General features: G+C 41.6%; 21 protein-coding genes and 3 tRNA genes. 19 read left to right on the top strand and 5 right to left on the bottom strand.

What is annotated here, in order from left to right:
• The first annotated feature begins 123 nt into the window (after positions 1-123).
• The 3 genes from tal (at position 124) to hxlB (ending at position 2,662) form a co-directional block, all read left to right on the top strand.
• Complete coding sequence (gene tal / locus PSU78_RS12930) at positions 124-1,077, top strand: transaldolase (protein WP_300388662.1); 954 nt, start codon at positions 124-126, stop codon at positions 1,075-1,077.
• A gap of 222 nt (positions 1,078-1,299) precedes the next feature.
• Positions 1,300-1,932, top strand: a complete 633-nt coding sequence (gene hxlA / locus PSU78_RS12935) for a 3-hexulose-6-phosphate synthase (protein WP_300388664.1) — start codon at positions 1,300-1,302, stop codon at positions 1,930-1,932.
• Between the two features lie 190 nt (positions 1,933-2,122).
• Positions 2,123-2,662, top strand: coding sequence for a 6-phospho-3-hexuloisomerase (hxlB, locus tag PSU78_RS12940; protein ID WP_300388666.1), 540 nt, complete (start codon positions 2,123-2,125; stop codon positions 2,660-2,662).
• 94 nt (positions 2,663-2,756) lie between these two features.
• On the opposite strand, the gene PSU78_RS12945 is transcribed toward hxlB, so the two are convergent.
• Complete coding sequence (locus PSU78_RS12945; protein ID WP_300388668.1) at positions 2,757-3,467, bottom strand: HisA/HisF-related TIM barrel protein; 711 nt, start codon at positions 3,465-3,467, stop codon at positions 2,757-2,759.
• Position 3,468: 1 nt separating this feature from the next.
• Between PSU78_RS12945 and PSU78_RS12950 the strand changes: the two genes are divergently transcribed.
• Genes PSU78_RS12950 through PSU78_RS12970 form a run of 5 tightly spaced genes read left to right on the top strand, consistent with a single transcriptional unit; the run spans position 3,469 to position 8,064 of the window.
• Entirely contained in the window at positions 3,469-4,515 is a 1,047-nt protein-coding gene (locus PSU78_RS12950) for an ATP-grasp domain-containing protein (protein ID WP_300388670.1), read from the top strand.
• Positions 4,512-5,582: a hydantoinase/oxoprolinase family protein gene (locus tag PSU78_RS12955; protein WP_300388671.1), complete on the top strand. Its 1,071-nt coding sequence runs from the start codon at positions 4,512-4,514 to the stop codon at positions 5,580-5,582. The genes PSU78_RS12950 and PSU78_RS12955 overlap by 4 nt, the downstream gene beginning before the upstream one ends.
• A gap of 32 nt (positions 5,583-5,614) precedes the next feature.
• On the top strand, positions 5,615-7,021 hold the full coding sequence (pabB, locus tag PSU78_RS12960) for an aminodeoxychorismate synthase component I (protein ID WP_300388673.1): 1,407 nt from the start codon (positions 5,615-5,617) through the stop codon (positions 7,019-7,021).
• A 22-nt stretch (positions 7,022-7,043) separates the two neighbouring features.
• A complete protein-coding gene (locus PSU78_RS12965) occupies positions 7,044-7,688 on the top strand; it encodes a uridylate kinase (RefSeq protein ID WP_300388675.1) in 645 nt (214 codons plus the stop codon).
• A 4-nt stretch (positions 7,689-7,692) separates the two neighbouring features.
• Positions 7,693-8,064: a 4a-hydroxytetrahydrobiopterin dehydratase gene (locus tag PSU78_RS12970; RefSeq protein ID WP_300388677.1), complete on the top strand. Its 372-nt coding sequence runs from the start codon at positions 7,693-7,695 to the stop codon at positions 8,062-8,064.
• 12 nt (positions 8,065-8,076) lie between these two features.
• Here PSU78_RS12970 and PSU78_RS12975 read toward each other — a convergent pair whose 3' ends face one another.
• The 4 genes from PSU78_RS12975 to PSU78_RS12990 form a co-directional block, all read right to left on the bottom strand.
• Positions 8,077-11,208: an efflux RND transporter permease subunit gene (locus PSU78_RS12975; RefSeq protein ID WP_300388679.1), complete on the bottom strand. Its 3,132-nt coding sequence runs from the start codon at positions 11,206-11,208 to the stop codon at positions 8,077-8,079.
• An 8-nt stretch (positions 11,209-11,216) separates the two neighbouring features.
• Positions 11,217-12,302 carry a hypothetical protein gene (locus PSU78_RS12980; RefSeq protein ID WP_300388681.1) on the bottom strand — a complete coding sequence of 362 codons (1,086 nt, stop codon included), beginning with the start codon at positions 12,300-12,302 and terminating at the stop codon, positions 11,217-11,219.
• The gene (locus PSU78_RS12985) at positions 12,299-13,753 is read right to left on the bottom strand and encodes a TolC family protein (protein WP_300388683.1); all 1,455 of its coding nucleotides are present in this window, start codon (positions 13,751-13,753) and stop codon (positions 12,299-12,301) included. The genes PSU78_RS12980 and PSU78_RS12985 overlap by 4 nt, the downstream gene beginning before the upstream one ends.
• A gap of 61 nt (positions 13,754-13,814) precedes the next feature.
• Positions 13,815-14,063 (bottom strand): hypothetical protein, encoded by a 249-nt coding sequence (locus PSU78_RS12990; protein WP_300388685.1) that lies wholly within the window; start codon positions 14,061-14,063, stop codon positions 13,815-13,817.
• A gap of 222 nt (positions 14,064-14,285) precedes the next feature.
• Here PSU78_RS12990 and PSU78_RS12995 point away from each other — a divergent pair.
• The 11 genes from PSU78_RS12995 (at position 14,286) to istA (ending at position 26,390) form a co-directional block, all read left to right on the top strand.
• Positions 14,286-14,370: transfer RNA gene (locus PSU78_RS12995), tRNA-Leu, on the top strand.
• Between the two features lie 332 nt (positions 14,371-14,702).
• Complete coding sequence (locus PSU78_RS13000) at positions 14,703-15,575, top strand: TorF family putative porin (protein WP_300388687.1); 873 nt, start codon at positions 14,703-14,705, stop codon at positions 15,573-15,575.
• A gap of 244 nt (positions 15,576-15,819) precedes the next feature.
• Positions 15,820-17,124 carry a trigger factor gene (gene tig, locus PSU78_RS13005; protein WP_300388689.1) on the top strand — a complete coding sequence of 435 codons (1,305 nt, stop codon included), beginning with the start codon at positions 15,820-15,822 and terminating at the stop codon, positions 17,122-17,124.
• A gap of 15 nt (positions 17,125-17,139) precedes the next feature.
• Positions 17,140-17,784, top strand: a complete 645-nt coding sequence (clpP, locus tag PSU78_RS13010) for an ATP-dependent Clp endopeptidase proteolytic subunit ClpP (RefSeq protein WP_300388691.1) — start codon at positions 17,140-17,142, stop codon at positions 17,782-17,784.
• Between the two features lie 82 nt (positions 17,785-17,866).
• Positions 17,867-19,147 (top strand): ATP-dependent Clp protease ATP-binding subunit ClpX, encoded by a 1,281-nt coding sequence (clpX, locus tag PSU78_RS13015; RefSeq protein WP_013148224.1) that lies wholly within the window; start codon positions 17,867-17,869, stop codon positions 19,145-19,147.
• 157 nt (positions 19,148-19,304) lie between these two features.
• The gene (gene lon / locus PSU78_RS13020; RefSeq protein ID WP_300388694.1) at positions 19,305-21,764 is read left to right on the top strand and encodes an endopeptidase La; all 2,460 of its coding nucleotides are present in this window, start codon (positions 19,305-19,307) and stop codon (positions 21,762-21,764) included.
• Between the two features lie 130 nt (positions 21,765-21,894).
• A complete protein-coding gene (locus tag PSU78_RS13025) occupies positions 21,895-22,167 on the top strand; it encodes an HU family DNA-binding protein (protein ID WP_300388695.1) in 273 nt (90 codons plus the stop codon).
• A gap of 19 nt (positions 22,168-22,186) precedes the next feature.
• Positions 22,187-22,262: transfer RNA gene (locus tag PSU78_RS13030), tRNA-Val, on the top strand.
• A gap of 153 nt (positions 22,263-22,415) precedes the next feature.
• Positions 22,416-22,492 (top strand) — tRNA-Asp (locus tag PSU78_RS13035).
• A 242-nt stretch (positions 22,493-22,734) separates the two neighbouring features.
• A complete protein-coding gene (locus tag PSU78_RS13040) occupies positions 22,735-24,636 on the top strand; it encodes a SurA N-terminal domain-containing protein (protein ID WP_300388697.1) in 1,902 nt (633 codons plus the stop codon).
• A 230-nt stretch (positions 24,637-24,866) separates the two neighbouring features.
• Complete coding sequence (gene istA, locus PSU78_RS13045; protein WP_300388699.1) at positions 24,867-26,390, top strand: IS21 family transposase; 1,524 nt, start codon at positions 24,867-24,869, stop codon at positions 26,388-26,390.
• Positions 26,391-26,495 lie beyond the last annotated feature (105 nt).

Consider the following 26,495-nt stretch of genomic DNA (forward strand, 5'->3'; position numbering starts at 1 on the left):
TAAGATATAATCTTGCACTAGATTTTATGCATGACTTCAGTACTTTCAAATATTTAATTAGCTTGCCTAGTTAACAGGTTTGGAAAGCAAGAATACTTTCAAATAATTTTCAGGAGGCAATCAATGGCAAATTTATTAGACCAACTCAAAGCAATCACAACTATCGTAGCCGATACTGGTGATGTAGAAGCGATTAAAGCAGTAAAACCAGTGGATGCAACAACTAATCCATCATTAGTTTTAAAAGCAAGTCAACTGCCACAATACGCACCTTTAATTGAAACTGCGATTGCTTATGCAAAAGCACAAGGCGGTACTAAAGCAGAACAAATTGACAGCGCTGCTGATAAATTAGCAGTGTTGATTGGTGCTGAAATTACTAAAGAAGTACCAGGCCGTATCTCAACTGAAGTAGATGCACGCTTGTCTTTCAACTTAGATGCAATGGTGGCTAAAGGCCGTAAGTTGATTGCACTTTATGCAGAATCTGGCATCAGTAAAGACCGTGTGTTGATTAAACTAGCTTCAACATGGGAAGGCATTAAAGCTGGCGAGATTCTTGAAAAAGAAGGCATCCAATGTAACCTAACATTGTTATTCGGTTTCGGCCAAGCGCGCGCATGTGCTGAAGCTGGTGTATTCTTGATTTCACCATTTGTTGGTCGTATCTTAGACTGGTACAAAGCTAAAAACCCAACAACAGAATACACACAAGAAACAGATCCAGGTGTAGTTTCAGTGCGCGCAATCTACGCATACTACAAAGAGCATGGCTACAAAACAGTGGTAATGGGTGCTTCATTCCGTAACACTGGTGAGTTGATTGCTTTGGCTGGTTGCGATCGTCTAACTGTTTCACCAAACTTATTGCAAGATTTGGCAGCAACAGAAGGCACATTAGTGCACGTGATGAAAGACACTGGCGCAACTAAAACAGCCCCAGCAAAAATGACTGAAGCTGAATTCCGCTTTGAATTAAACCAAGATGCAATGGCTATCGAGAAATTGTCAGAGGGTATCCGTGGTTTTGTTGCGGATCAAAACAAACTTGAAGCTGCTTTGAGCGCAAAATTGTAATTTAGTCAAATTCTAAATTTTGTAATTTGAATGTAATGTTGCAAGTTTAGAATTGACTTATATTTGCTAGACATTTACTATAAGTGTCCAGTTTTTAGTGTAGTAAAAAATTATAGTATTAAATTAGCATTTCAGCCTTAGATAAGGGTGAAGTGGGGGTTTTTTTACTAAAATAGCAATAAATTAGTAAGATTTTAAAAAATTATTAAACGGAGAAACACCATGGCATTAACACAAATGGCTTTAGATTCATTAGATTTTGACGGTACAGTTGCATTAGCAACATTAGTTGCACCGCACGTAGACATTCTTGAAATCGGTACACCTTGCATTAAACACAACGGTGTTAAATTGCTTGAAGTTTTACGCGCTAAATTCCCAAACAACAAAATCTTAGTTGACTTAAAAACAATGGATGCTGGTTTCTACGAAGCTGAGCCATTCTACAAAGCTGGCGCTGACATCTGTACAGTTCTAGGTTGTGCTGATATCGGTACAATCAAAGGCGTAATTGATGTTGCTAACAAATACGGCAAAAAAGCTCAAGTTGACTTGATCAACGTTGCTGATAAAGCTGCTAAAACTAAAGAAGTTGTTGCTGCTGGTGCACACATCATTGGCGTTCACACTGGTTTAGATCAACAAGCTGCTGGTCAAACACCATTCAATGACTTAGGTATGGTTGCTGCTTTGAACCTTGGCGTTGAAATCTCAGTTGCTGGTGGCGTTAAAGCTTCTACAGCTGCTCAAGTACGTGATGCTGGCGCAACTATCATTGTTGCTGGTGCTGCTATCTACGGCGCTGCTGATCCTGCTGCTTCTGCTGCTGAAATCACAGCTATTGCTCACGCTTAAGTTTAAGCTTGGTTTTAATTAACCAAACTCAATAAGTAATTATTGAAATGAGTAATTAAAAAATCCCGACTCTTTATCGAGTCGGGATTTTTTTTAATAAAGTGTTTAAACGAGGCTGTTTATTAAAAAGTCCTAGTCTAATCACAACATCTGGCTTAATGACAGCCATTGAATATTTAAGGAAAAAATCATGAGTAGTAGTCAAAAATTAATTTTAGACAAATTAACTAGCATTCTGTCTGAAACAGATAACTCTAAAGCTGCTGAGCTTTTAAAGTTAGTTGAGGGTGCTGGCCGCACATTCATCGGTGGCGCAGGTCGCTCATTATTGGTTTCACGTTTTTTCGCTATGCGTTTAGTACACGCAGGTTACAACGTCAGCATGATTGGTGAAGTGGTGACTCCTGCAATTAAAGCCGGCGATTTATTGCTCTTGGTTTCAGGTTCTGGCGGCACGGAAACATTATTGCCATTCGTTAAGAAGGCAAAATCTGTTGGCGCTAAATTAGTGGTCGTTTCAATGAAAAAAACATCTGCAATGGCTGATGTTGCAGATTTAGTGATCCAAGTTGGTAATGATAATAGCTTCCCACTAACAAAAGGTATGCCGATGGGCTCACAATTTGAGCTTTCAACATTAGTATTCTTAGAAGCCGCTATTGCTGATTTGATTGAGGCTAAGGGTTTAACTGAAGAAGGCATGCGCGCAATTCACGCTAATTTAGAGTAATCGTTATGGAATAACTATCCTAATGTCGCCATCTTAGAATAGTTACTTTGTTTATAAAAAGCCCGATTTTTCGGGCTTTTTATTGGCTTAAACTTTATTGATTGATGCTTTCAAGTTGTTCTGCTGAGATTTGTTTCTGATGTAGTGCTGTGGCCAGCAGTGCGGCGTTTACGCCCATTTCTTTTAGCATGATTAAATCATCAGCACCTCTAACTCCACCTGCTGCAATCAGATTAAACCCTTTTGCACGCGCCATAGTCTGCCGTATTAAGTCAACATTCACACCATGATTTGCTCCTACATTGCTCAGTGACATCACAATCACATCCTGCGGCCAATATTCTGTATTGTTGAGCAGTTCTATTGGGCCTTGGTAACCAAGCGGCATAAAATCTAATGATAAAATATAGTTTCTTTTTGGGGTGTTCAGAGAAGTATAGTCGTCAATATTGGCAAAGTTTTCAGTACCGATGATTAAGCGAATACTGAGCTCCTGCCAAAGACTAAGCTCGGTATTGCTACTAATGCCAGCATCTAACCACAACTCAATCGCTGGGTAACGCTCTTTAATAGAAGCAATCACGTTATAATTATTTTGAACGCCAGCATCTAACTTTTGAATAGCGTTTAAGTCCGCAATATACAGCTGCTGAAACGGATAAACATCTAATAAAGCCGCTACAATATCTAGTGGCTTCGAAGAGTGAGTGAGCTTTGATTGTATCGCTTGATAGGTCGCTCGTTCACCTTTTTTTGCATGAACTACCACACCGTTTAATACATCGATTACTGGAATAACTTTCAAAATGGAATCGCCTAAAATAGAGCCATTGTTAAAACTGTTTGTATGCGAGTTTATCACTGGCGGCGGCTTATGTGCAGAGGCATTGCCTGCATCGCTGGTGAAAGAAGGTGCGTTGATGCGTGATGCTTTGCTGGCTGACTTGATTGAGCTTGATAGCTATGAAATTGTAACAACACATGATGCTAGATTAGTCGCTTCGCCCTTAGTTAAAAGCAGCTTGCAAGTTGATAGCGACTTTGAAGATTGCTTTAAAAATATGCTAACTCAGGTTGATTTGGTTTGGCTGATTGCACCAGAGTCAAATGGTACTTTATTAAAGTTAAGCGAGCTGTGTTACGAAGCAGATGTGATTTTTTTAGGCTGTGAGTTTGATTCTACTTTGATTGGTACCAGTAAATCTTTAGCTTACGAGGCTTTAAAAGAAGCTCAAATATTTACAATACCCACCATCGCTGGCGATGAATTTATACTAGATGAAACTTTCTCTGCAGCTCAGTCTCTACAAACCCTTAGCTGCAGCCGTTGGGTGGCTAAGCCCAAGGATGGCGCAGGTTGCGATGGTATTACAGTGTTTGATGACTTACAAAAATTAATGGCTTGGTTAAAACAAGATGACCGATATTTAAACTATATTATTCAGCCATATCAGCAGGGTATTGCTGCGAGCTTATCGATGTTATGTCGAGCTGGAAAGGGCTGGCTATTGAGTTGTAATGAGCAACATATCAGTTTTGATTCTGATACATTTAGCCTAAATGGCGTTGCTGTAAACGGCATGCAGGCTTATTGGCAGCGATTTGAAACACTTGCCCGCAAAGTGGCTAAAATGTTGCCAGATGCAGCTGGTTATATGGGGATTGATGTGATTGTCGATGTTGAAAACGACAAAATTTATGTGGTTGAAATTAACCCACGACTCACCACCAGTTATGTCGGCTTGCGTGAAGCAATCGGGCATAATCCAGCCAAATTAATTTTAGAAAGTATTAAAGACGCCAAGTTTACAATGCCAGTACTGCAGAGAAACATGGTTGAAATTTCATTATGAAAAAATCACCTATCATAGGCTGGGATGTCGGTGGCGCGCATCTTAAAGCGGCTTTGCTAGATGCTGAAGGTAACTTATTGCAGGTGCTTCAAGTCTCTTGCGCGTTGTGGCGAGGTTTGAATGAATTAGAATCAGCCATTGATGAGGTGTTAAGTCAGTTTTCTACCTCAACTGCAACACACGCGATTACGATGACAGGTGAGCTTGTCGATTTATTCGTCAACCGTCAAACTGGCGTAAATGAAATCAGCCGCGTAATGCACACTAAACTTGTAGGTACTAAGCTATTTTATACTGGTGCGCAAGATTCAGATTTTGCAGGATTTGTTACGATTGATGAAGTCAATGTCTATTGGCCGCATATTGCCTCTGCCAATTGGTTAGCAAGTGCAGGTTTTGTCGCTAGGCAAGTAGAGCATGCCTTGTTGATAGATATTGGCAGTACCACCTCAGATTTTGTATTGATTACAGCGCATCAGCCAGTTTGCTTGGGCTTAACCGATGCTACACGTATGCAGACTGAGGAACTGGTTTACACTGGCGTGATTCGCACGCCGCTGATGGCGCTAACGCAAAAGATCACGTTTGAGAATACAGTTACCTCTGTTGCTGCTGAATATTTTTCTACTACAGCTGACGTTTACCGATTGACTGCTGACTTAGTGGCTGAAGATGATATGACTGACACTGCTGATGGTAAGGAAAAGACTGCCCATGCAAGTGCGCAACGCATTGCACGTATGATAGGACACGATACTAATGAAAAGCCTTTAGATACTTGGATAGCTTTAGCACAGGCGTTTAAACAGCAGCAAGTTTCGCGTTTACAAGAGGTAGCCATTAAACATGGTTTACGCCTTAACAATAATGCCAAGTTAAATATCGTAGGAGCAGGAGCTGGGAGTTTTTTAGCACGAGAAATAGCCGAGAATATAAAACTGCCATACTTAGATGTAGCAGATTTAATTGCTAGCTCGCAATCCTTTAATGATAGTGAGCTAAAACATTGGGCGACGGTCTGTTTGCCAGCATATGCTGTAGCTTATTTGGCATTCCACAATAATTAGATGCAATTGACTTAGATGCAATAGAATCGGATATGAATTTGCTTAAACACAATTTAAAATATCAAGTGAACACAGCGCAGTTATTTGCACGCTTAAGTCACCAACCATGGGCGTTATTGCTTGATAGCGGTCAGCCACAAAGCCAATATGGGCGCTATGACATTATTGTGGCAGACCCATTCATCACTATATCTACCACTGAAATTGGTATTCTAACCAAGACTGAAATTAATCGGCAAGGTCAGGTGGAAGTAAGTACTGATGATCCATTCGAAATTCTGAATAGATTGTTGGCACCTTACAAAGCCACACAAGGCGCTTTGCCATTTTGCGGTGGTGCGGTTGGCTATTTCGCTTATGATTTAGCGCGACAAGTTGAAGCCTTGCCCAGTTTGAGTTTACTCAATCCGACTATTCCGCACATGATGGTGGGTATTTACGATTGGGCAGTGGTAGTTGATCATCGAGAGAAAACGGCTTGCTTGGTTTCAAATGGATTTCAGCAGTCTACACGTGATGGCTGGGCTGATTTGTGTGCCTTATTTGATGCGCCTGTAAAGCCAGAAAGCTTAGACACTTTTGAGCTAACAACTGCGGTTACCAGTAATATGAATTTTAGCCAGTACGCCAAGGCTTTTAATGCGATTAAACGTTATATTACTGAAGGCGATTGTTATCAAGTGAATTTAGCGCAACGCTTTTCGGCTAAGGCACATGGAAGTACTTGGGTTGCTTACAATAAACTGCGAGAAATTAGCCCCGCGCCATTTATGGCCTATATGAATTTTGGTCATTTGCAGGTACTTTCAGGCTCGCCAGAGCGCTTTTTGCAGGTAGTGGCTAATCATGTGGAAACGAGACCAATTAAAGGCACTAGGCCGCGCTCTGAAGATGCTGTGCAAGATCAGCAATATGCGGATGATTTGCAAGCAAGCATTAAAGACCGTGCTGAAAACTTGATGATCGTTGATTTGTTGCGAAACGATATTAGCAAGAGTTGCGAGATTGGCTCAGTGAAAGCCGATAAATTATTTTTACTACAAAGTTTTGCTAATGTGCATCATCTGGTCAGCATTGTCACAGGCATGTTAAAACCAGGTAAATCTGTGATTGATTTACTCCGCGGTTGTTTTCCAGGCGGCTCCATTACAGGTGCGCCAAAATTAAGATCTATGCAAATTATTGAAGAGTTAGAGCCTCATCGACGTGGTGTTTATTGTGGCGCCATTGGTTATATTGGCTTTGATGGCAATATGGATACGAATATTGCGATTCGTACCGCAGTCTATTCAACAAATGAGAACGGCGCGGGTGAAATCAACTTTTATGCTGGCGGTGGCATTGTGGCCGATTCTGTTTTAGAAAAAGAATACGCTGAAACTTTAGATAAAGCGTCAAGTATGATGAAAACTATGCGGTTTTTTACGCCTGCTGATTAAATAAGCCTTTGAGGATAGTCACATGTGGGTAATCAAATTAGGCGGCAGTTTGTTAGGCGCACCAGAGTTGTTGCGCTGGCTAGCGCTGATAGTGAAATTTGGTGACGGCAAAGTGGTAATAGTGCCTGGTGGCGGCTTGTTTGCAAACTCAGTGCGCGAGGCACAACAAATTTCTAATGCAAGCGATGAAGTGGCACATCAGTTGGCGCTTTTGGCGATGGATCAGTTTGGTTTATTGCTTGCAGGCATGAATCCTGACTTGGTGACTGCTAGTAGTGAGTTAGAGCTTGCTGAACGAGGCTGGCAGCATCGTGGAATTATTTGGCTGCCGAGTAAAATGGTGTTGGCCGACACGAGTATTCTGCAAAACTGGGAAGTGACCTCCGACAGTTTGAGTGCTTGGCTTGCCAATAAATTAGGCGCGGAGCAGTTGATATTAGTCAAGTCTAAGTCTTTAATTACTTATCAAAAAGAAGCGCCAAGCAAGTTGCAACACTTAGTAGACGATGAGTTGATTGACAGTCAGTTCGTTAATTTCTCTGCGGATAAGGGTTTTCAGGCGTGGGCGTTAAGTAAGGTGGATTACACTATTTTTGAGCGAGGCTTTAGTGTGCAAAAATTGCAAGAAAAAGGTCTGAAGCTCAATAATATAATCAGTGAAAGGTGATTTTATGACAACAAGTAAAGTGTATTCAGAGCAAGAAGTTGAAGAGAAGTTAAAAGCCGAATTACCACATTGGTTCTTAGAAAATGGCTGGATACGTCGCAAATATAGAACTAGCGGTTGGAAAGCAACGCTGATGGTAGTGAATACGGTAGGGCATTTGGCAGAAGCGGCGTGGCATCATCCGGATTTAACGGTTTCATACGCATTTGTCATTGTGAAATTGTGTACACATGACGCTAAAGGAATCACAGATAAAGACTTTGAGTTAGCCTCAAAAATTGAATCGGTGATTGCTTGGCAACCAGCTTTAGAATGTGGCGCGTTAGAAGGTACCCCTAATGAAGACGCACGCTTTAAGTATATTAAATACGATTAGTCTTTATCGCCTCTAATTAAAGTTCTCTTTTTTAAACTGTCCAAAATGTAACATGATGGTCGGCAGAATTAACAAGTTAAGAATTGTTGAAGTTACCAAGCCGCCAACAATAATCGTCGCCATTGGACCTTCAATTTCCCTGCCTGGCTGACCGCTACCGATGGCTAGCGGTAGCAAGCCCAGTGCGGTGACTAGTGCGGTCATTAGTATTGATGGTAGTCGTTCTGATGCTCCACGTATGCAGGTTTCTAAGCCCCAAACACAATTTTCTTCGTCGATTAGATGTTGATAGTGCGATACCATCATGATTGAGTTTCTAAGAGTGATACCGAATAGTGTAACAAACCCCACCAGTGAGCCTAAAGAAATCCAGCCGCCAGTAAACATTGCTGCAATTACGCCGCCAATGAGTGCGAAGGGTAAGTTGGCGAATGTGAGTAGTAAGTTGCGTAGTCTGCCAAAGGCGATATAAAGCATTAGAAAGATACCAACTGCTGCAAGCAATGAATGCACAATCAAATCTTCGCGAGATTTTGCATTGGCTTCAGCTTCACCTGTATAAGTAACAAAGTTGCCAGAAGATAGTTGGATTTCAGTGTTAATGCGCTTTTTCATTTCACTAGAAAAGCTTGCAATGTCACGGTTATGGATGTTACAAGTAACGGTTTGGATGCGTTTAGCCCCAGCATGTAATATCTTTGAGCGGCCATTTTCTTGGCTAATATCTGCAATATCTTTCAGGTAAACAATCTTACCGTCAGGATTTTTAAGAGGTAGCGAGCCAATTTCACGCAGATCGTCTCGCACTGAGCGGCTGAACATTACATTTACACTGGTTACTTGATTGCCTTGAAAGATTTGTGTCGCTTGTACCCCTTCGTAGGCTGCTTGTATGTTCTCTAGCACGTCAAGTGACTGTAAGCCATAAAGCGCAAGCCGCTCTGGCCGCAATCGTATGGTCAGTTCTGGGGTGCCTGGCGGCGATTGAATTTGTACTTCGGATGCGCCTGGAATACTGCTGAGTAAGCTAGCTACTTCGCGTGCATCTCTATCTAAAGCATCTAAATCCTGCCCATGAATATTAATCACCATGGCGGCAGTAAAGCCTGAAATGGTTTCTTCAATACGTTCCGTTAAAAAAGTGTTGATGGCAAAAGTCACCCCTATAAAGCCAGTTTCGGCTTTACCATCATTGTCGTCATCTACAGCTTCACCCGCTAATTCTTCACGTATGTTATCGAGTACGCGGTTTTGTTCAGGGCCTGACAGGCTGTCTAATTCAACCTCAAACTCGCTGTAATGTGTGCCAAATGTATCCGCGGCATTCGGTGCGCGACCAACCCATTGGGTTACTGATTTAACGCCTTTAATATTACCAACCACTGCCGCCACTTTTTCACCTATACGTAAAGACTCTCGTGCAGACGTCCCAGGCACGGCAGTCATGTGCATGATGTAATGACCTTCATGCAGGTTTGGAATAAACTGACTTTTAAATAACGGCAAAATACCTAGACCTAGCGCAATAACGATGGTTGTTAGGCTTACTACCATTACATAGTTGCGCTCAATGCGTTGTAGTAAGCGTACATAGCCTTTCTTCATCCAAGCGATAAGTGGCGGGTCACTACTATCAAGTTTTCCACGTGAGAATAATAGGTAGCAGAGAGCAGGTGTTAAGGTAAGCGCTACGACTAAAGAGGCTACAATCGCGCTGATATAAGCATAGCCTAATGGTGCGAAAAGTTTCCCAGCCACACCTGATAAAGTTAGTAACGGTAAAAATACCAACACGACAATAATCGTGGCATACACAACAGAACTGCGCACTTCCATAGAGGCCTTAAATACCACTTGATGTGCGGGAAGCGGGTGGTCAAGTAGCCGATTTTCACGCAGGCGCCTAAAGATATTTTCAGTATCAATAATCGCGTCATCGACCACTTCGCCCAATGCAATGGCTAAACCGCCTAGCACCATAATATTTAAACCAGTGCCAAAGTAGCCTAATACGATGGTAGCTGCGAGTAGTGAAAGAGGGATAGCCGTGGCAGAAATGAACGCGGTACGTACATTAAACAAAAATAAAAATAACACAGCAATGACCAGTGTTGAGCCAATTAAAATATCAGTTTTAACGCCATCAATTGCAGTTTCAATAAAGCTAGCTGGGCGGAATAGCGCAGGATAAAACGTAATCTGTTGTGCTTTAAGCTCGGGTGCCAATTCGTGCATGGCCTTTTCAACCGCTTCGGTCACGGCTTTGGTATTAGCGCCAAGTTGACCTTGCACAGAAAAATACACACCTTCTTTGCCGTTAATGGCTGCGGCGCTGATGGCGGGTGCCGCACCTTCTACCACTTGCCCTAAGTCGCTCAGACGTACGGTTTGCCCATTGCGATGCACAATAGGCATTTGTCCAAGTTGGCCTACGTTTTTAGCTTGACCTTCAGTATTAATTAAAATGCGTTGATTATTATTTTCAATATAGCCAGCGCCGCGCACGCCTGTGACGCGTGCCGTTGCTGTCAGTACTTCTTGAATCGATAAGTTATAGCGTATGAGTTTGCTAGGATCAACCAGAATTTGAAATTGCCTTACATCACCACCTAGAACGTTCACATCTGCCACACCAGGCACCGCCATAATATGTGGGCGTATGGTCCAGTCGACCAATGTGCGTAGTTCCATTAAGCTGCGTTTATCTGAGGTAATGCCCATCCCTAAAACCGTGCTGGCACTTGATGCCAAAGGGGTGATATTGGGCACAATGTTTTTTGGCAGTTGATTGTTCAGCGTGGCTAATCGTTCAGCCACCACTTGTCGGTTGCGATATATATCAGTGTTTTCATCAAAAATAATGGTGATCACAGACAAACCAGGGATGGATTGAGAGCGCATAGACTCAACGCCCACCGTACCTGATAGCGTTGTTTCTATTGGTTGCGTGACTAGCTGTTCTACTAGGTTAGAAGATAAACCTGGCGATTCAGTTTGTATGACGACTTGTGTAGGAGAAAACTCTGGAAAGACATCTAAATTGGTGCGGCTAAGACCATACACGCCGTACACAATGAGTAGACAAGCCAAGCCAATAATCACGCCATGAAAACGAATGGAAAAGCGAACGAGGGCGGACATCATGATGGAGCTTAGTCCTCGTTCTCATTTTTGATCTGATATTTCAACTCTTCTGATAATAGTAGCTGCGCACCGCTAATCACCACGTCATCATTTACCATCAGCCCCGTAGTGTTGTACCAGCCATTAATCGTTGCATTTTCAATTTCAACTTCTGTACTAATCAGACGGCGGATAAATTTATCTGCGCCGATTTTTTGGTAAACCCATGCTTGGTTAGAGTACCAAACAACTGCTTCATGCGGAATAATCACGCCAGAACTCGCTTTGTCTTGTGAGTTAAGCCGCGTTGTTACACGCATACCAGCACGCAGGCTGCCAGCGGGCGCGCGGTAAAAGTAAGTTTTACCTTGAATGGTACTGTCTGCTTGCGGAGCATCTGAAATAAACTGTGCTTTAACCAACTGCGTTTGTGAACCTATGGGAGCAACTTGTAGAGTGGTATTTTTATTTGGCGTCACATCAAAAGGTAATGTGATTTTTAGCAAGACATCATGTGATTGCAAAAGAGATTCAAACTCACTTTTACTTGTAGTTTGCGTTGCCCAGTTGGCTAAGGTGGGGCCCCATTGCTGACGCATATTATCGCGTATGCCATTTGCTAAAGTCGCGGAAGTGGCAAACTTTGCTTTTTCGCCACTCAAATTCGCCTGAGCTTCTTGCACGGCGCGGTCAGACACGTTTTTATCATCTTGGTTTAATAGCTGTAAACGGTGTAAATTTTGCTCTGCACTGGTCATCGTTGAGCGTGTTACATTGCCATCGGCAAGAGCGGCTAAATAACGAGTACGCATTTCAATTAAGCTATCGATAGCTTCTACCGTGCCGAACGACGCTGTTGCTGATTGGTGTTGTGAGGCTTGTAGTTTAGTCGTATGTATGCCGCTTTGTTGTTGTGATGCGGTTGGTAATATAAGTGTTGCTGCACCTTTTTCGTTTGTTTGATTGGCGACTACTAAGGACTTGCTCTCAATGCCTTCTTCGCCTTTGGTGGTTGCTGCTTCATACTCGTCTTTACCGTAAAAAATTAAGAACCAAAATAAAATAACAATTAAAGCCGCTTGCAGGCCAATGATGATGGTTGCCTTACGGTTCATTTTTCACCCTCTAATTTAATCGGAGTTTCCGTTATTTTTGAGCCTGCAGCACCATTATCTACAAGTGGTTTCTGCAATGTATTTTCTAACTGGTCTAGTGATTTGTTTAGCTGAAAATTGGCTATCGCTACATTCTTCTCAACGTTAATATCTTCTAATTTAGCATAAGTCATTTCTAACCTATCAATATCGCCTGCAGCTAACTTGCGCTGCATGCGCTGTGTGTTTGATTGCTGTTGAGCCAGTAGACGCCGCTGATTTTCTAGTACTAGTTTGGCCTGATTAAGCTCAGCATTTGCTATGTTTGCATCTAATATCACCTTAGTTTGCAATGCTTCAAATTGTGCAGCCTCAACCTCACGTAACATAGTCGCCTCTGCAATAGCCACCTTGTTTTTATTCAATAAGCTAAGTAAGCCTGACAAACCAATCGACCAAATGTTATCGCCAAACTCGTAGGCTGCACCTGGGCTAATAACAATGTCAGGATATTGCCCAGCAATTTCCAACTTAAGTTTAGCTTCTGCCGCTGCGTAGCGTTCTAGCGCTATGCGAATGTCTAGGCGGTTGAGCAGGGCAGTCGCTTGTAGATCCGTGCTTGGAGTATTGTCTAACGGTCGCTTATGATCAATAGAAAGTGACATTGTTGCTACCTTAGCTAGCGGCAGCCCAATATTGCTGGCAAGCCTAGACAACAGGATCAATTTATTTTGTTGCGCAGCATTGACTGTAGCGCTTACGGTTTGTAATTGTAGCTTTGCATTACTAAGCTCAACATTAGAAGCTGCGCCAGCACTGACGCGCTTTTGGTAGATACTCACGACTTCATCGCGACGTAGTTCCTCTGCGGTTACTAAGCGTAATTGAGCTTCATTAAACTCATATTCGGTCAGCGTTTGCGCGATGTTGTTTCGTAGCTGCCAAGCTAATTGCGCAATTTCAAGTTTAGCCGCCTCTGATAAATGCTGAGCGTTTTCTATGCGTATCTCACGCTTATTAGCGGTTTCTATCGGTAGGTCAATACTTAAACCAAAGGCAAATGGCTTTTTAGTTGGATCGGGATCATCGCTGTGTGCTAGATTGCCGTTCAGCATAGGCGTTGGACGTTGCGCAACTCTAGTCTCAGAAAGTTGAGCTGCACGCCACTGAGCGCGTGCAACATCTAAGCTAGGGTGAAAAAAAAGAGCGCAATAAGTAAGTTCATCTAAGCCCCATTGTTGAACTGGCAAGCGGTCAACTGCGTAACCATTATTTAACAGGTACTCAGTAAACGGCTTACCAGAAGGATCTTTTAATTCAAATTTGGCAGCATTAGTTGTTGGGTCAATGGGCTTAGCAACATATTTTTGAAAGCTGCACCCCGCTAAAACTGTTGAAAAGCATGCCGCTAAGGCAATTGTTCTAAATAGCCTAGGTAGATAGTATGCCTTTAGTTGAGAGTGCTTAATCAAAACAGTAACAATGGCGGTAAAGGTAATGAATGCAGAAGTTAGGCATCATTAACAGGGGATGTTATTCAATGATTTCTGCATGTACTGCGCTAAGTGCATCTTGTAATGTTTCTTCACTTAAGCTGTTAATAGTAGTTGCAAGTAAGTCAGCGGCTTCTATCGTTGAAATAGGCAGGTCATGACTATCCATCTCTGCAATCAAGCCAGCAGCAGCACCCGTCACTTTCAATAATGATTGGCGTTCGCGCATTAAAAGCTCTAATTCAGCTCTTAGCATATTGATTTCGTTTTGATTGATCTTAGTTTGCATGGTATCGATTCTATTTAAATGGTATTAATGATTCATATAATATATTTGTCATTCTCGCATAATCGTAGCTAGCTCTGCTAGATAATCAGCCATAAAGCCAAGCAAAAGTGCATTTAAACTGACAATCTACAAATATTTTATTTTTATCTATTCCCATTTGCAGTAGTTGAGATATAATGCCCGCTTGTTTGAAACGGCGGTACTTTTAGTCGTTATCTACCTGCGAGAGTGGCGGAATTGGTAGACGCACTGGATTTAGGTTCCAGCGCTGTAAGGCGTGAGAGTTCGAGTCTCTCCTTTCGCACCAAATATAAGGGCTTCCCAACTGGGAAGCCCTTTTTTGTTGCCTTAAGATTACCCCGATTTTTAGTGACAAAGTCTTAATTTAATATTGCTCTCCAGAGTGTTTCTAATTTTAAATTATCTTTATAAATCATTGGGATAAATGGAGCATATGCTTGTGCTGCACCTACAAGGTGCAAAATTAACAAATTTGCACCAAATTTAAGCTAAGTAAGTTGTTGTATTTATGTTGAATTGTTGTATATATGTGAATTATATGTTGCAGCATGGGAATAATTAATTCAATATTCATACAAGAAATTTAGTTTTAATCTTTTCGTTAATTAAGGAAATCACATGAAAGCATTGAGTTGGATTACAAATCGCCACGTGGCAAGTGCATTATGCGCAGCACCAATTTTATTTAGTTGTGCTTATGCTTCAGCAGAAGAGATGGCACCAACTGCGGCTGAGCCAGCTCCAGCTTATACACTTACTTATAACCTAGGTTTATATAGCAGCTATATGTTCCGTGGTGTTGATTTAAGTGATGGTCCAGCTGTGCAAGGCGGTATTGATTGGGCGCACAGTAGTGGATTTTACTTAGGTACTTGGTGGTCTAATATAGATCCTTATGTTAATGGTGGTTCTCCAACTACTGGCGCTAAAGGTAATCATGTTGAGTCGGACTGGTATGGTGGCTATGCTCACACGTTTGAAAATGGTATTGGTGTCAATGTATTAGGTAACTACTACGCCTACCTAGAAAGTCATAAAATTGGCGATAAGAAAGAAAATTCATTCGAAGCGTCTGTTGCGTTGTCTTATAAATGGTTGACTTACACTTACTTTCGTGTATTGACTGACTATTATGGAGCTCTTGCAACTGATGGTGCTAGTAATACAAAGGGCGCCGACTACCATGAGTTAAAAGTAAATTACAAATTGCCTGTGGGTGATTTGAACTTCATGACTAAAGTAGGGTACCAAAATACACGTCATATAGTTAATACTGCTGCTGGCGGTATTGGTGGTTCTGAGGGTGATTTTGCAATTGGGTTGAATAGGGATTTCAGTTTACCTGGAGCTGGTAAACCAATTGAAGGCTTCAATGCAGGCGCATACTACACCACAACATTTGATGTTGAAAATGAAGAGTTTTATAAGAGTGCAGATGGTAGAGACACCAATGAAGATAAGTTATGGTTTTACGTTAAACGCACTTGGTAAGTCTTAACTATCCAAATTAGTCAAAAAGGGGCATATGCCCCTTTTTTATTATTTAGATTCTCAATGTCCTTAAAATGGTACGAAGTTTCCCGCATAAAATTCACTTACCTTGTTTGTGAACGTAAGTCTAATATGCTATAGTTTGGCGCTTAAATTAAGCGAGTTTTAGCAAATTTTTGTGTTCTAACACTAAATCTAAAACTCTCAGCACACTCTAAAATTTTGACCTTTAGGAATAAACCGCATGGCATTGAATGTTGAAACTATCAGTAAACTAGAACGTCGTATTACGATTTCAGTTCCACTCCAACCACTTCAGGCGCAGATTCATCAGCGTTTGGCTCAAATGTCACGTACGGCAAAATTCGCTGGTTTTAGGCCAGGTAAAGCGCCAATGGGCTTGGTAAATCAGCATTATGGTGATCAGGTGCGTGATGAAGTGTATTCTGGCGCGGTTGAGAAAAGTTTTGGTGATGCAGTGGATGAAGCTAAATTGCGCGTTGCTGGTTACCCAAATATTGAACATAAACCGTTTGATGCTGCCACTCAAAATTTAGAATACACCGCTACTTTTGAAGTGTTTCCTGAAGTCGTTTATGGCGATTTGGCTAAAATGAAAATTGAGCGTCCAGTCATTGTAGTGGGCGAGGCTGATGTTAAAAAAACATTAGACGTGTTAGTAAAACAACGCGTGAGCTATTCACCTGTTAAGCGTGCAGCTAAAAAAGGTGATCGCGTTAACGTGACACTTAAAGCTTCTATTGACGGTAAAGAGGTTGAGTCTACTGGCGACAATGGCATTGATTTGGTGTTAGGTGAAGCTGGTCGCGTAGAGTCATTTGACGCTGAACTTACTGGTGGCAAAGCTGGCACTTCAAAGCAGTTTGATATTAGCTACGCAGCAGACCACACCCCAGAGCAGTTAGCAGGTAAAACAGTCACTTATGATGTGACTTATGTAAGCGTTTCTGAACCAAAATTGCCTGAACTAGATGCTGATTTTGCTAAAAGCCTGGGTATTGAAGACGGTGACGTTGAAAAAATGAAGGCTGAAATCACCGAAAGCTTGAATCAAGAAGTGACTAAGCGCGTAAGTGCTAAATTAAAAGAGCAAGTATTCCAAGCGTTAGTTGATAGTGCTGACTTTGAGATTCCTCGTATTTTGCTTGGTTCTGAAATTAACCGCATGATGGAAACGACTGCACAAAATCTAAAACAACGTGGTGCTGATTTGAGTACCATAAAACTTGACCCTTCAATGTTTGAAGAGCAGGCTAAACGTAGTACTACTCTTCGTTTGATTTTAGGGGAGTTAATCAATACTAATGGTTTGCACGCAAATGCTGACCAAATTCGCGCGATGGTTGATGTATTCTCACAAAGCTTCGAGCGCCCAGCTGACGTAGTGACTTGGTACTACGCTGATCCAAAACGTTTAGATGAACCATCAGCTTTGGCTACCGAAGAGAACGCGGTGGCTTATGTGTTGTCCAAAGCTAAAGTAAGTGATAAAAAAGTTAAATTCGATGATTTAATGGGAAATGCCTAAATGACAGGTTTTAATATGAATAGTATGCAACAACCGCAATCCGCGTTAGATTTGAGCCCTCAAGGCTTGGGTTATATCCCAATGGTTGTAGAACAGAGTGGTCGTGGTGAGCGCTCTTATGACATCTATTCACGTTTGCTAAAAGAACGTGTGATATTTCTTGTTGGCCCAGTCAACGATATGTCAGCAAACCTTGTGGTAGCTCAGCTTCTATTTTTGGAAGCTGAAAATCCAGATAAAGATATTTCTCTCTACATTAACTCTCCAGGTGGATCTGTGACTGCAGGCATGTCGATTTATGACACCATGCAGTTCATTAAAGCCGATGTAAGTACTTTGTGTATAGGCCAAGCGGCAAGTATGGGTGCATTCTTACTAGCTGCTGGTGCAAAAGGTAAGCGATTTAGCTTGCCAAACTCACGTGTGATGATTCATCAGCCTTCAGGTGGATTCCAAGGTCAATCTACTGACATTGAAATTCATGCAAAAGAGATATTGTATTTGCGTGCGAAATTAAACGATATTTTGGCACACCATACAGGCAAAACTGCTGCGGAGATTGACCGTGATACTGAGCGTGATAACTTTATGAGTGCTACTCAATCAGTTGAATATGGCATGATTGATAAAGTGATTGAAAGTCGCACAGAAGCGGCATAGTATTGCTTTAAAGATAAAGGGTTTTGAAGTCGTAATAACAGTGATGTTTTTACAAAAGCTACAATTTAAATAGGAATTACACATGGCGAATAAAGCCGACGGCGATAAGCTACTCTATTGTTCATTCTGTGGCAAAAGCCAACATGAAGTAAAAAAACTCATTGCTGGACCTTCTGTGTTCGTTTGTAATGAGTGCGTTGATTTGTGTAATGACATCATAAGAGAAGAAGTAAAGAATACTGATGGCTTGAAATCAACAGATCAAAGCTTACCAACGCCACAAGAAATTTGTAAGATTTTAGATCAATACGTGATTGGTCAAACGCATGCTAAAAAGAACTTAGCGGTTGCGGTATATAACCATTACAAGCGTCTTGGTCATAATAATCTGTCAGATGGCGGTCAAAAAGACGAAGTCGAAATCTCAAAAAGTAATATTTTATTGATAGGACCAACAGGTTCAGGCAAAACATTATTAGCGCAAACATTGGCGCGATTACTTGATGTGCCATTCGTCATGGCCGATGCCACTACTTTGACTGAAGCTGGTTATGTAGGTGAAGATGTTGAAAACATTATGCAAAAACTATTGCAAAAATGTGATTACGATGTTGAAAAAGCCAAGCGCGGCATTGTTTATATTGATGAAGTGGATAAAATTTCACGTAAATCTGAAAATGCTTCTATCACCCGTGATGTTTCAGGTGAGGGTGTACAGCAAGCCTTGCTCAAGCTAATAGAAGGTACGGTTGCTTCTATCCCTCCACAAGGAGGCCGTAAACATCCAAATCAAGAGTTTGTTCAACTTGATACGACTAATATATTATTTATCTGTGGTGGTGCTTTTGACGGTTTAGAAAAAGTTATACGCTTACGCTCTGAAAAAGGTGGTATCGGTTTTGGTGCGGAAGTAAAAGGCAAGAATGATATTCGTCAGGTTGGTGCAGTGCTGCGTGATGTGGAACCTGAAGATTTGATTAAGTTTGGTTTAATCCCAGAGTTTATTGGTCGTTTGCCGGTCGTAGCAACGCTAGAGTCTCTTGATGAAGCTGCGCTCATGACAATTTTAACTGAGCCTAAAAATGCGCTCACCAAGCAATACATCAAGCTATTCAAGATGGAAGGTGTAGAGTTAGAATTTAGAGAGTCTGCATTGCTTCTAATTGCTAAGAAAGCACTTGAGCGTAAAACAGGTGCACGAGGCCTGCGTTCAATTTTAGAGCACTCACTACTCGATATTATGTATGAATTACCATCTTTAGAGAACTTGAGCAAAGTGGTAGTTGATGAAGGTGTCGTTCGCGGTGATGCTCCGGCAATTTTGATTTATGCAGATAAACCTACAGAAGAAGCTGTTGGCTAATCGTAGTTAATTCACTTCATTGCTTTTGTATTTAAATTATTTTGTTTGAAAATTAAAGCTTCTGCTGAAACTTTAGACTTGAACTCTAAAGTTTCAGCCCCATAAATGATTCTGTAGGCATAAATGGCTTACTCTTTAGCTTAATTTGGAAGTCTTCATGACAAAATCATTACCTGTATACACTCCTGATAATGGCTTATTGCCAGTATTGCCTTTGCGAGATGTGGTTGTTTATCCACATTTGGTGATTCCATTATTTGTTGGTCGCACTAAGTCTGTAAAAGCCTTGGAAATTGCTTCAGAAGGCAATAAGCAGATTTTATTGGTTGCTCAGAAATCTGCTAATAAAGATGAGCCAGATGCAGCTGACTTGTATGAAGTCGGCACAATTGCAACTGTACTACAAATGTTGAAATTGCCCGATGGCACAGTTAAGGTTTTAGTTGAAGGTGTACAACGCGCTAAGGTTTCAGGCTTCATTGAGACTGAAGAGTGTTTTGCTGCGCACGCAGAACTTATTGCTGAGTCTGTGAATGATATAGAGATTCAAGCCTTGATGCGCACGGTGTTCGCTCAGTTTGATCAATATGTTAAGCTCAATAAAAAAATCCCACCTGAAATACTAACTTCACTTGCTACCATTGATGAGGCGGGGCGCTTAGCGGATACGATTGCAGCCCATTTAACATTGAAGTTAGATGAAAAGCAAAAAATATTAGAGATGTTTAGTGTAGCTGAACGCTTAGAGCATTTATTGCGCTTGATGGAGGGCGAGATTGATATTCTGCAAGTTGAGAAACGCATCCGTGGGCGTGTAAAGCGCCAAATGGAAAAAACTCAACGTGAGTACTATTTAAATGAGCAAGTAAAAGCGATTCAAAAAGAGTTAGGCGAACAAGATGAAAACGCCGACATGGAAGAGCTTGAGAAGCGTATAGAAGCGGCTCGTATGCCTAAAGAGGCGCTGACTAAAGTTGCGAGTGAGCTTAAAAAACTGAAGTTGATGTCACCGATGTCTGCAGAGGCTTCAGTGGTGCGAAACTATATTGATATTCTGATTAATTTGCCTTGGAAGAAAAAGACGAAAATCAGTAAAGATTTATTGGCGGCAGAAAAAATTCTTGATGATGACCATTACGGCCTAGAAAAAGTCAAAGAGCGTATCGTTGAGTATTTAGCGGTTCAGCAGCGTGTTGATAAAATTAAAGCGCCAATTTTATGTCTGGTTGGTCCTCCAGGCGTGGGTAAAACTTCGCTGGGACAAAGTATTGCGAAAGCCGTGAATCGCAAATTCGTTCGTATGGCCTTAGGTGGCGTGCGTGATGAATCTGAAATTCGTGGTCATAGACGTACTTATATAGGCTCAATGCCTGGCAAGATTTTGCAAAGCATGAGCAAAGTCGGTGTTAAAAACCCATTATTTTTACTCGATGAAGTCGATAAAATGGGTCAAGACATGCGCGGCGATCCATCTTCTGCATTATTAGAAGTGTTAGATCCTGAGCAAAACCATACGTTTGCTGATCACTATGTCGAAGTCGAATATGACTTGTCCGATGTGATGTTTGTTGCAACGGCAAATTCAATGAATATACCAGCAGCGCTACTTGATCGTATGGAGATTATTCATCTTTCAGGCTATACAGAAGATGAAAAAGTGAATATCGCTATGCGTTATCTCTTGCCTAAACAGCTGAAATCTCACGGTTTAAAAGAGCAGGAAGCTAGTGTTTCTGAGGCTGCTGTGCGGGATATTATTCGCTATTACTCACGTGAAGCTGGTGTGCGTAAGCTAGAACAAGAAATTGCAAAAGTTTGCCGTAAAATAGTTAAAGAGCTTATTACGGTTAAGGCTAAAGAAGGGTCGAAAGCGCCTAAAAAAATTACTGTGATACCGAAGAATTTAGATAAATACTTAGGTGTACAACGTTACGACTATGGTGTTGCTGCAAAAGAAAACCAAGTTGGGCAAGTCACAGGTTTGGCTTGGACGTCAGTTGGTGGTGAGTTGTTGACAATTGAAGCTGTATTGTTACCGGGTAAAGGTAAGACGACAACTACTGGTAAGCTTGGCGACGTTATGAAAGAGTCTACACAGGCCGCGATGAGTGTTGTTCGTAGTCGCGCTAAACGCCTTGGTATTACCGATGACTTCTACGAAAAAAATGATATTCATATTCACTTTCCAGAAGGCGCTACGCCTAAAGATGGGCCTAGTGCAGGTATCGCCATTACTACAGCGTTAGTTTCAATCTTAACGGGTATTCCAGTACGTGCAGACGTGGCGATGACAGGTGAGATTACGTTACGTGGTGAAGTGTTACCTATTGGCGGCTTGAAAGAGAAGTTGCTTGCAGCTCATCGAGGTGGCATTAAAACAGTATTAATTCCAAGTCAGAACGTGAAAGATTTAGCTGATATTCCTGAAAATATTAAAAATCATTTGGATATTCATCCTGTGCAGTGGATAGATGATGTGCTGGCGCTTGCGTTGGCATCACAACCAGTGCCATTGTCTGAATTGCCTCAAGTTAGTGAAATTGTTGCAAATGATGTCCAAGCTGCTGATAAGTCAGTGGAAAGTATAAATGCTGTTGTTGAGGCTATTAAGCACTAGAAAAATAAGTGTATCTCAACAGTTCAAAAGCTTGACATAGGCTTTGTAGGCTTGATATAAAGTTGTACGGGTAGTCAATACCCAAATTTAACTTAGTTTTTATTTAACAACCTTTAAGAGGGGACTACTCGTGAATAAATCAAAACTGATTGACAGTATTGCAAGTGCTTCTGGCCTTTCAAAAGCTGCAGCTGGTCGTGCGTTAGATGCAACTACATCAGCCATTACTGCCGCAATGAAAAAGGGTGATTTGGTAACATTAATTGGCTTCGGTACGTTCTACGTTGGTAAGCGCGAAGCACGTAATGGTCGCAACCCACGTACAGGCGCAACAATTCAGATTAAAGCAGCAAACTCTCCTAAATTTAGGGCTGGTAAATCTCTTAAAGATGCTGTAAACTAGCGTTTTTGTTGGTTAAGCAGGGTGCTTAGCTCAGTTGGTAGAGCGTCGCCCTTACAAGGCGAATGTCAGCGGTTCGACCCCGTTAGCACCCACCAAATAATACAAAAATGTGACTAAGCCGTTCCTAATTTTGAATTTGAGAGTGCTGGTATTTTAAGCACTCTTTTATTTTGTGAAAAATAAGAGCGCACCTTTTACCTAGTATAAGTAAAAAGCGTATTAACGATTGTTTGTACGTTAAGTTTTATGGAGTGGTAGTTCAGTTGGTTAGAATACCTGCCTGTCACGCAGGGGGTCGCGGGTTCGAGTCCCGTCCGCTCCGCCAAATAAAAATAGCGAGTCTTAGGACTCGCTATTTTTATTTGTACTTTTGCTTTTGCATCTCTGAAAAGCTTCTGTATTGTGCAGCTAAGAAAACTACTAAGCCTATCTTATGATATATTAGTGACGTTTTGGATTTCACGCAGTGCTATCCAGAACTTTCAATGAGTATTAAAGCTTCAAGTTTGAATTTTTGAGTGGGCTTGAAGTCTAGAAGATGTGTATTTATTAAGGATAGAAAGTTTTATGTTAGATCAAATTCGCACCGTAGCCCAAGGTTGGGTTGGCAAAGCTCTATTGGCTTTAATTACTATCCCTTTTGCATTATTTGGTATTGACTCTTATTTGAGTAGCGTAGGTAATAATGCAGCTGTAGCTAAAGTAGGTGGTAACAGTATTTCTGTTCAAGCATATGATAATGCTTTGAAAAATATGCGTAATCGCTTGCAGTCAGAGGGTAAGTTTGAACAAGCTCAGTTAGATAGCCCTGAAGTGAAATCTTTAGTCTTGGATCAGCTTATTAATAAGCAATTATTAAGTGATGAAATACACAATGCTAAGTATGCTATTAGCGATTCACAGCTTGCCACTTATGTAACTGGAATGCCTGAATTTCAGAAAGATGGTAAGTTTTCACAAGACCTTTACGATCAGACTTTAGCGCAAAATCAACTTTCACCGACTAAGTTTGAAGCTGGTATGCGTGCTGACTTATTGGCGCAGCAGGCGCAAGATGGCATTGCTAGATTAGGTTTTATTTCAAACGCACGTGCAGATGAAGTGCTTAAATTGGCTAATCAACAACGTGTTGTTACTGTGTCAGAAATCAAAACTAAAGACTTTGTTGATCAAGTGACGATTAAGCCCGAGGAAGTGAAGGCATATTATGAGCAGCATAAAAATAAACTTATCGTTCCAGAGCAAGTGAAAATTGAATTTTTATCATTAGCGCCAGTGAATTTTATGCGCAATGTAAACGTTAGAGATGATGAAGTTAAGAAGTATTATGATGATAATGCCGCTAAGTTTCAGGGTAATGAGCAAAGACGTGCTAGTCATATTTTGATTGCTTTTGGTGTGAGCGCTACCCCTGAACAAAAACAACAAGCTAAAGCTAAAGCTGAAGAGATCTTGGCTCAAATTAAAAAAGACCCAAGCAAGTTTGAACAGTTGGCTATTAAGAATTCACAAGACCCAGGTTCTGCAGTTAAAGGCGGAGATTTAGGTAGCTTTGGCCATGGTGCGATGGTAAAACCATTTGAAGATGCTGCTTTTAGCATGAAACTGAATCAAGTGAGCGATTTGGTTGAGTCTGAATTTGGCTATCACATTATTAAAGTGACAGAAATTTCTGGCCAGAGTGCTGATTTCAATAACTTAAAACCGCAAATCAAAGGCGATTTAATGTTCCAAAAAGCTAAAGATGAGTTTGCTAAGCAAGCAGAAGCATTTAGTGATTTGGTTTATACGCAATCAGGTAGTTTAGAGCCTGCTGCTAAAGCTTTCGGTGGTCAAGTGCAGAAGTCTGATTGGTTAAGCCGTGAATCTGGTGCTAAGTTCTTTAAAAATAATGACAAAATCATGAGTTTGGTTTTTTCAAATGAAGTACTTAAAGATCGTCGCAATACTGAGGCAATTGAAGTTTCTACAGATAATATGGTTTCAGCACGAGTCGTAGATTATAAAGCTGCTGCGCCAAAAAGTTTTGATGAAGTGAAGTCTGGTATTGAAGCGTTACTAAAATTAGAAGCAGCTTCTAAGCTAGCTATACTTAAAGGTGAGGTTGCACTAAAAGACTTACGTGATGGCAAAAATGTTGCTGGTATTGAGTGGATTAAAGAGGTTACTGTTGATCGTAAAAATGCCCAAGGTTTAACAGATTTGGCAATGAATCAAGTATTTAAAACTAATACTGTAAAACTACCTGCTTATTCAGGCTTGGCTGATAGTAAGCAAGGTTACTTACTCGTTAAAGTGATTAAAGTTGATTCATCTTCATTAGCTGATGAAGAAACTAAAAAAGCGGCTAAAGCGCAGTTAAATGCGGCATTAGCAAATGAATACATTGCTGCTTATAAGCAATCGCTTCGTGAAAAAGCAAAAGTGACAGTCAATGAAAAGCTTTTGTTAAGTAATGCAGCAAAGTAGTTAAAAGTTAGGCAATAAAAAAGGCACTCTAGAGTGCCTTTTTTATTGGGTTTGTCCCGTCCTGAAATAAGTTGACACTTTTTGAATCAAATCAAGGAGAGTCAAATGAACATTGGGATCAAGAGTGTTGAATTGCACTCAGAATTGACCCACCTAGCGATATAAATTGCACTAGAAATTGACCCACGTACCGATACTATTCTGCTCAACCTATGAGCAGGAGAATGGGAGTGATCACCGTGGAACTATTAAGTGTAATCAGACGTTGGCATTTGCGTGATCAAATGTCGATTCGTGAAATTGCTAAAAGAACTGGCTTATCTCGCAACACCATCAAGAAACACCTGCGCAATGACATTGTTACTCCTCAATATATGGGTCAAGGACGTGTCAGTAAATTAAGTCCCTATCTAGACAAGCTGCAGCAATGGCTTAAAACTGAATCCAATCGTGGGCGTAAGGAAAGACGTAGCGTAAAGCAGCTCTATCATGACTTGGTCAAGCTGGGTTATCTTGGTTCTTACGATCGCGTGGTCGCCTATGCCAAACAATGGAGACTACAGCAACAGCAACTGGCAGGTACCATCGGTCGTGGTGCCTTCATTCCCCTGACATTCGCCCCTGGTGAAGCCTTTCAGTTCGACTGGAGCGAAGACTGGGCTGTCATCGCTAATGAGCGCGTCAAACTACAAGTCGCCCATTTCAAACTCGCTCACAGTCGCGCCTTTTACTTGCGGGCTTATCCACTACAAACCCATGAGATGTTATTCGATGCACATCATCATGCTTTTGAATGTTTAGGCGGCGTACCTAAACGTGGCATCTACGACAACATGCGCACCGCGGTGGATAAGGTTGGCCGTGGCAAACAACGTACCGTCAATGCAAGATTTAAAGCCATGGCCAGTCATTACCTGTTTGAAGCTGAGTTTTGCAACCCAGCTTCTGGTTGGGAGAAAGGCCAAATTGAGAAGAATGTGCAGGATGCACGACATCGGTTGTGGCATCAAGCGCCACCATTTGCTAGTTTGGAAGCATTGAACGATTGGCTGACCGAACGTTGCATGGCCCTATGGCAGCAAATCACCCATCCAGAAGATCGTGACCAAACTATCGCTGCCGTTTGGGCATTAGAACAACCGACACTGATGCCTGTTCCTAGAGCATTTGATGGGTTTGTGGAGTACACCAAGCGTGTCACACCGACTTGCTTAGTCAACTTTGAACGTAACCGTTACAGTGTGCCAGCCTCTTTTGCTAATCGACATGTGAGCTTACGTGTCTATGCAGATCACTTAACCATGGTCGCAGAAATGGCGGTGATTGCAGAACACAAACGCATCATCAATCGTCATCATCGCAGTAGCGTAACTTGTTATGAATGGCAGCACTACTTGAGTGTATTGCAGCGTAAACCTGGCGCACTTCGAAATGGTGCGCCATTTACGGCATTGCCTGAAGCATTCAAACAACTGCAATCCAAATTGTTAACAAGAGCTGGTGGTGACAGGGAAATGGTCGAAGTACTATCACTGGTGTTGCATTATGACGAGACGCTGGTATTAGCTGCGATTGAAGAGTCGTTGACATTAGGCGTGGCATCTAAACCGAACATCCTCAATATATTGAGACGGATGATCAGTCCTGCGCCGCCGCCATTAGCCGATACGCCACAACGATTGTCATTGAATGAAGAGCCAGTCGCGAATGTTGAACGCTACGATAGTTTAAGGGAGGTACGTCATGCAGCATGATGTGATGATGACCACTTTAAAAGGATTAAAACTGTATGGTATGGCACAGGCTGGGTATTATGGCCCATCGTGACCAGTAAAAACGGTCCAACGTGACCGCTGATT

The organism is Methylotenera sp. (assembly GCF_029945705.1).
Lineage (GTDB): Bacteria > Pseudomonadota > Gammaproteobacteria > Burkholderiales > Methylophilaceae > Methylotenera.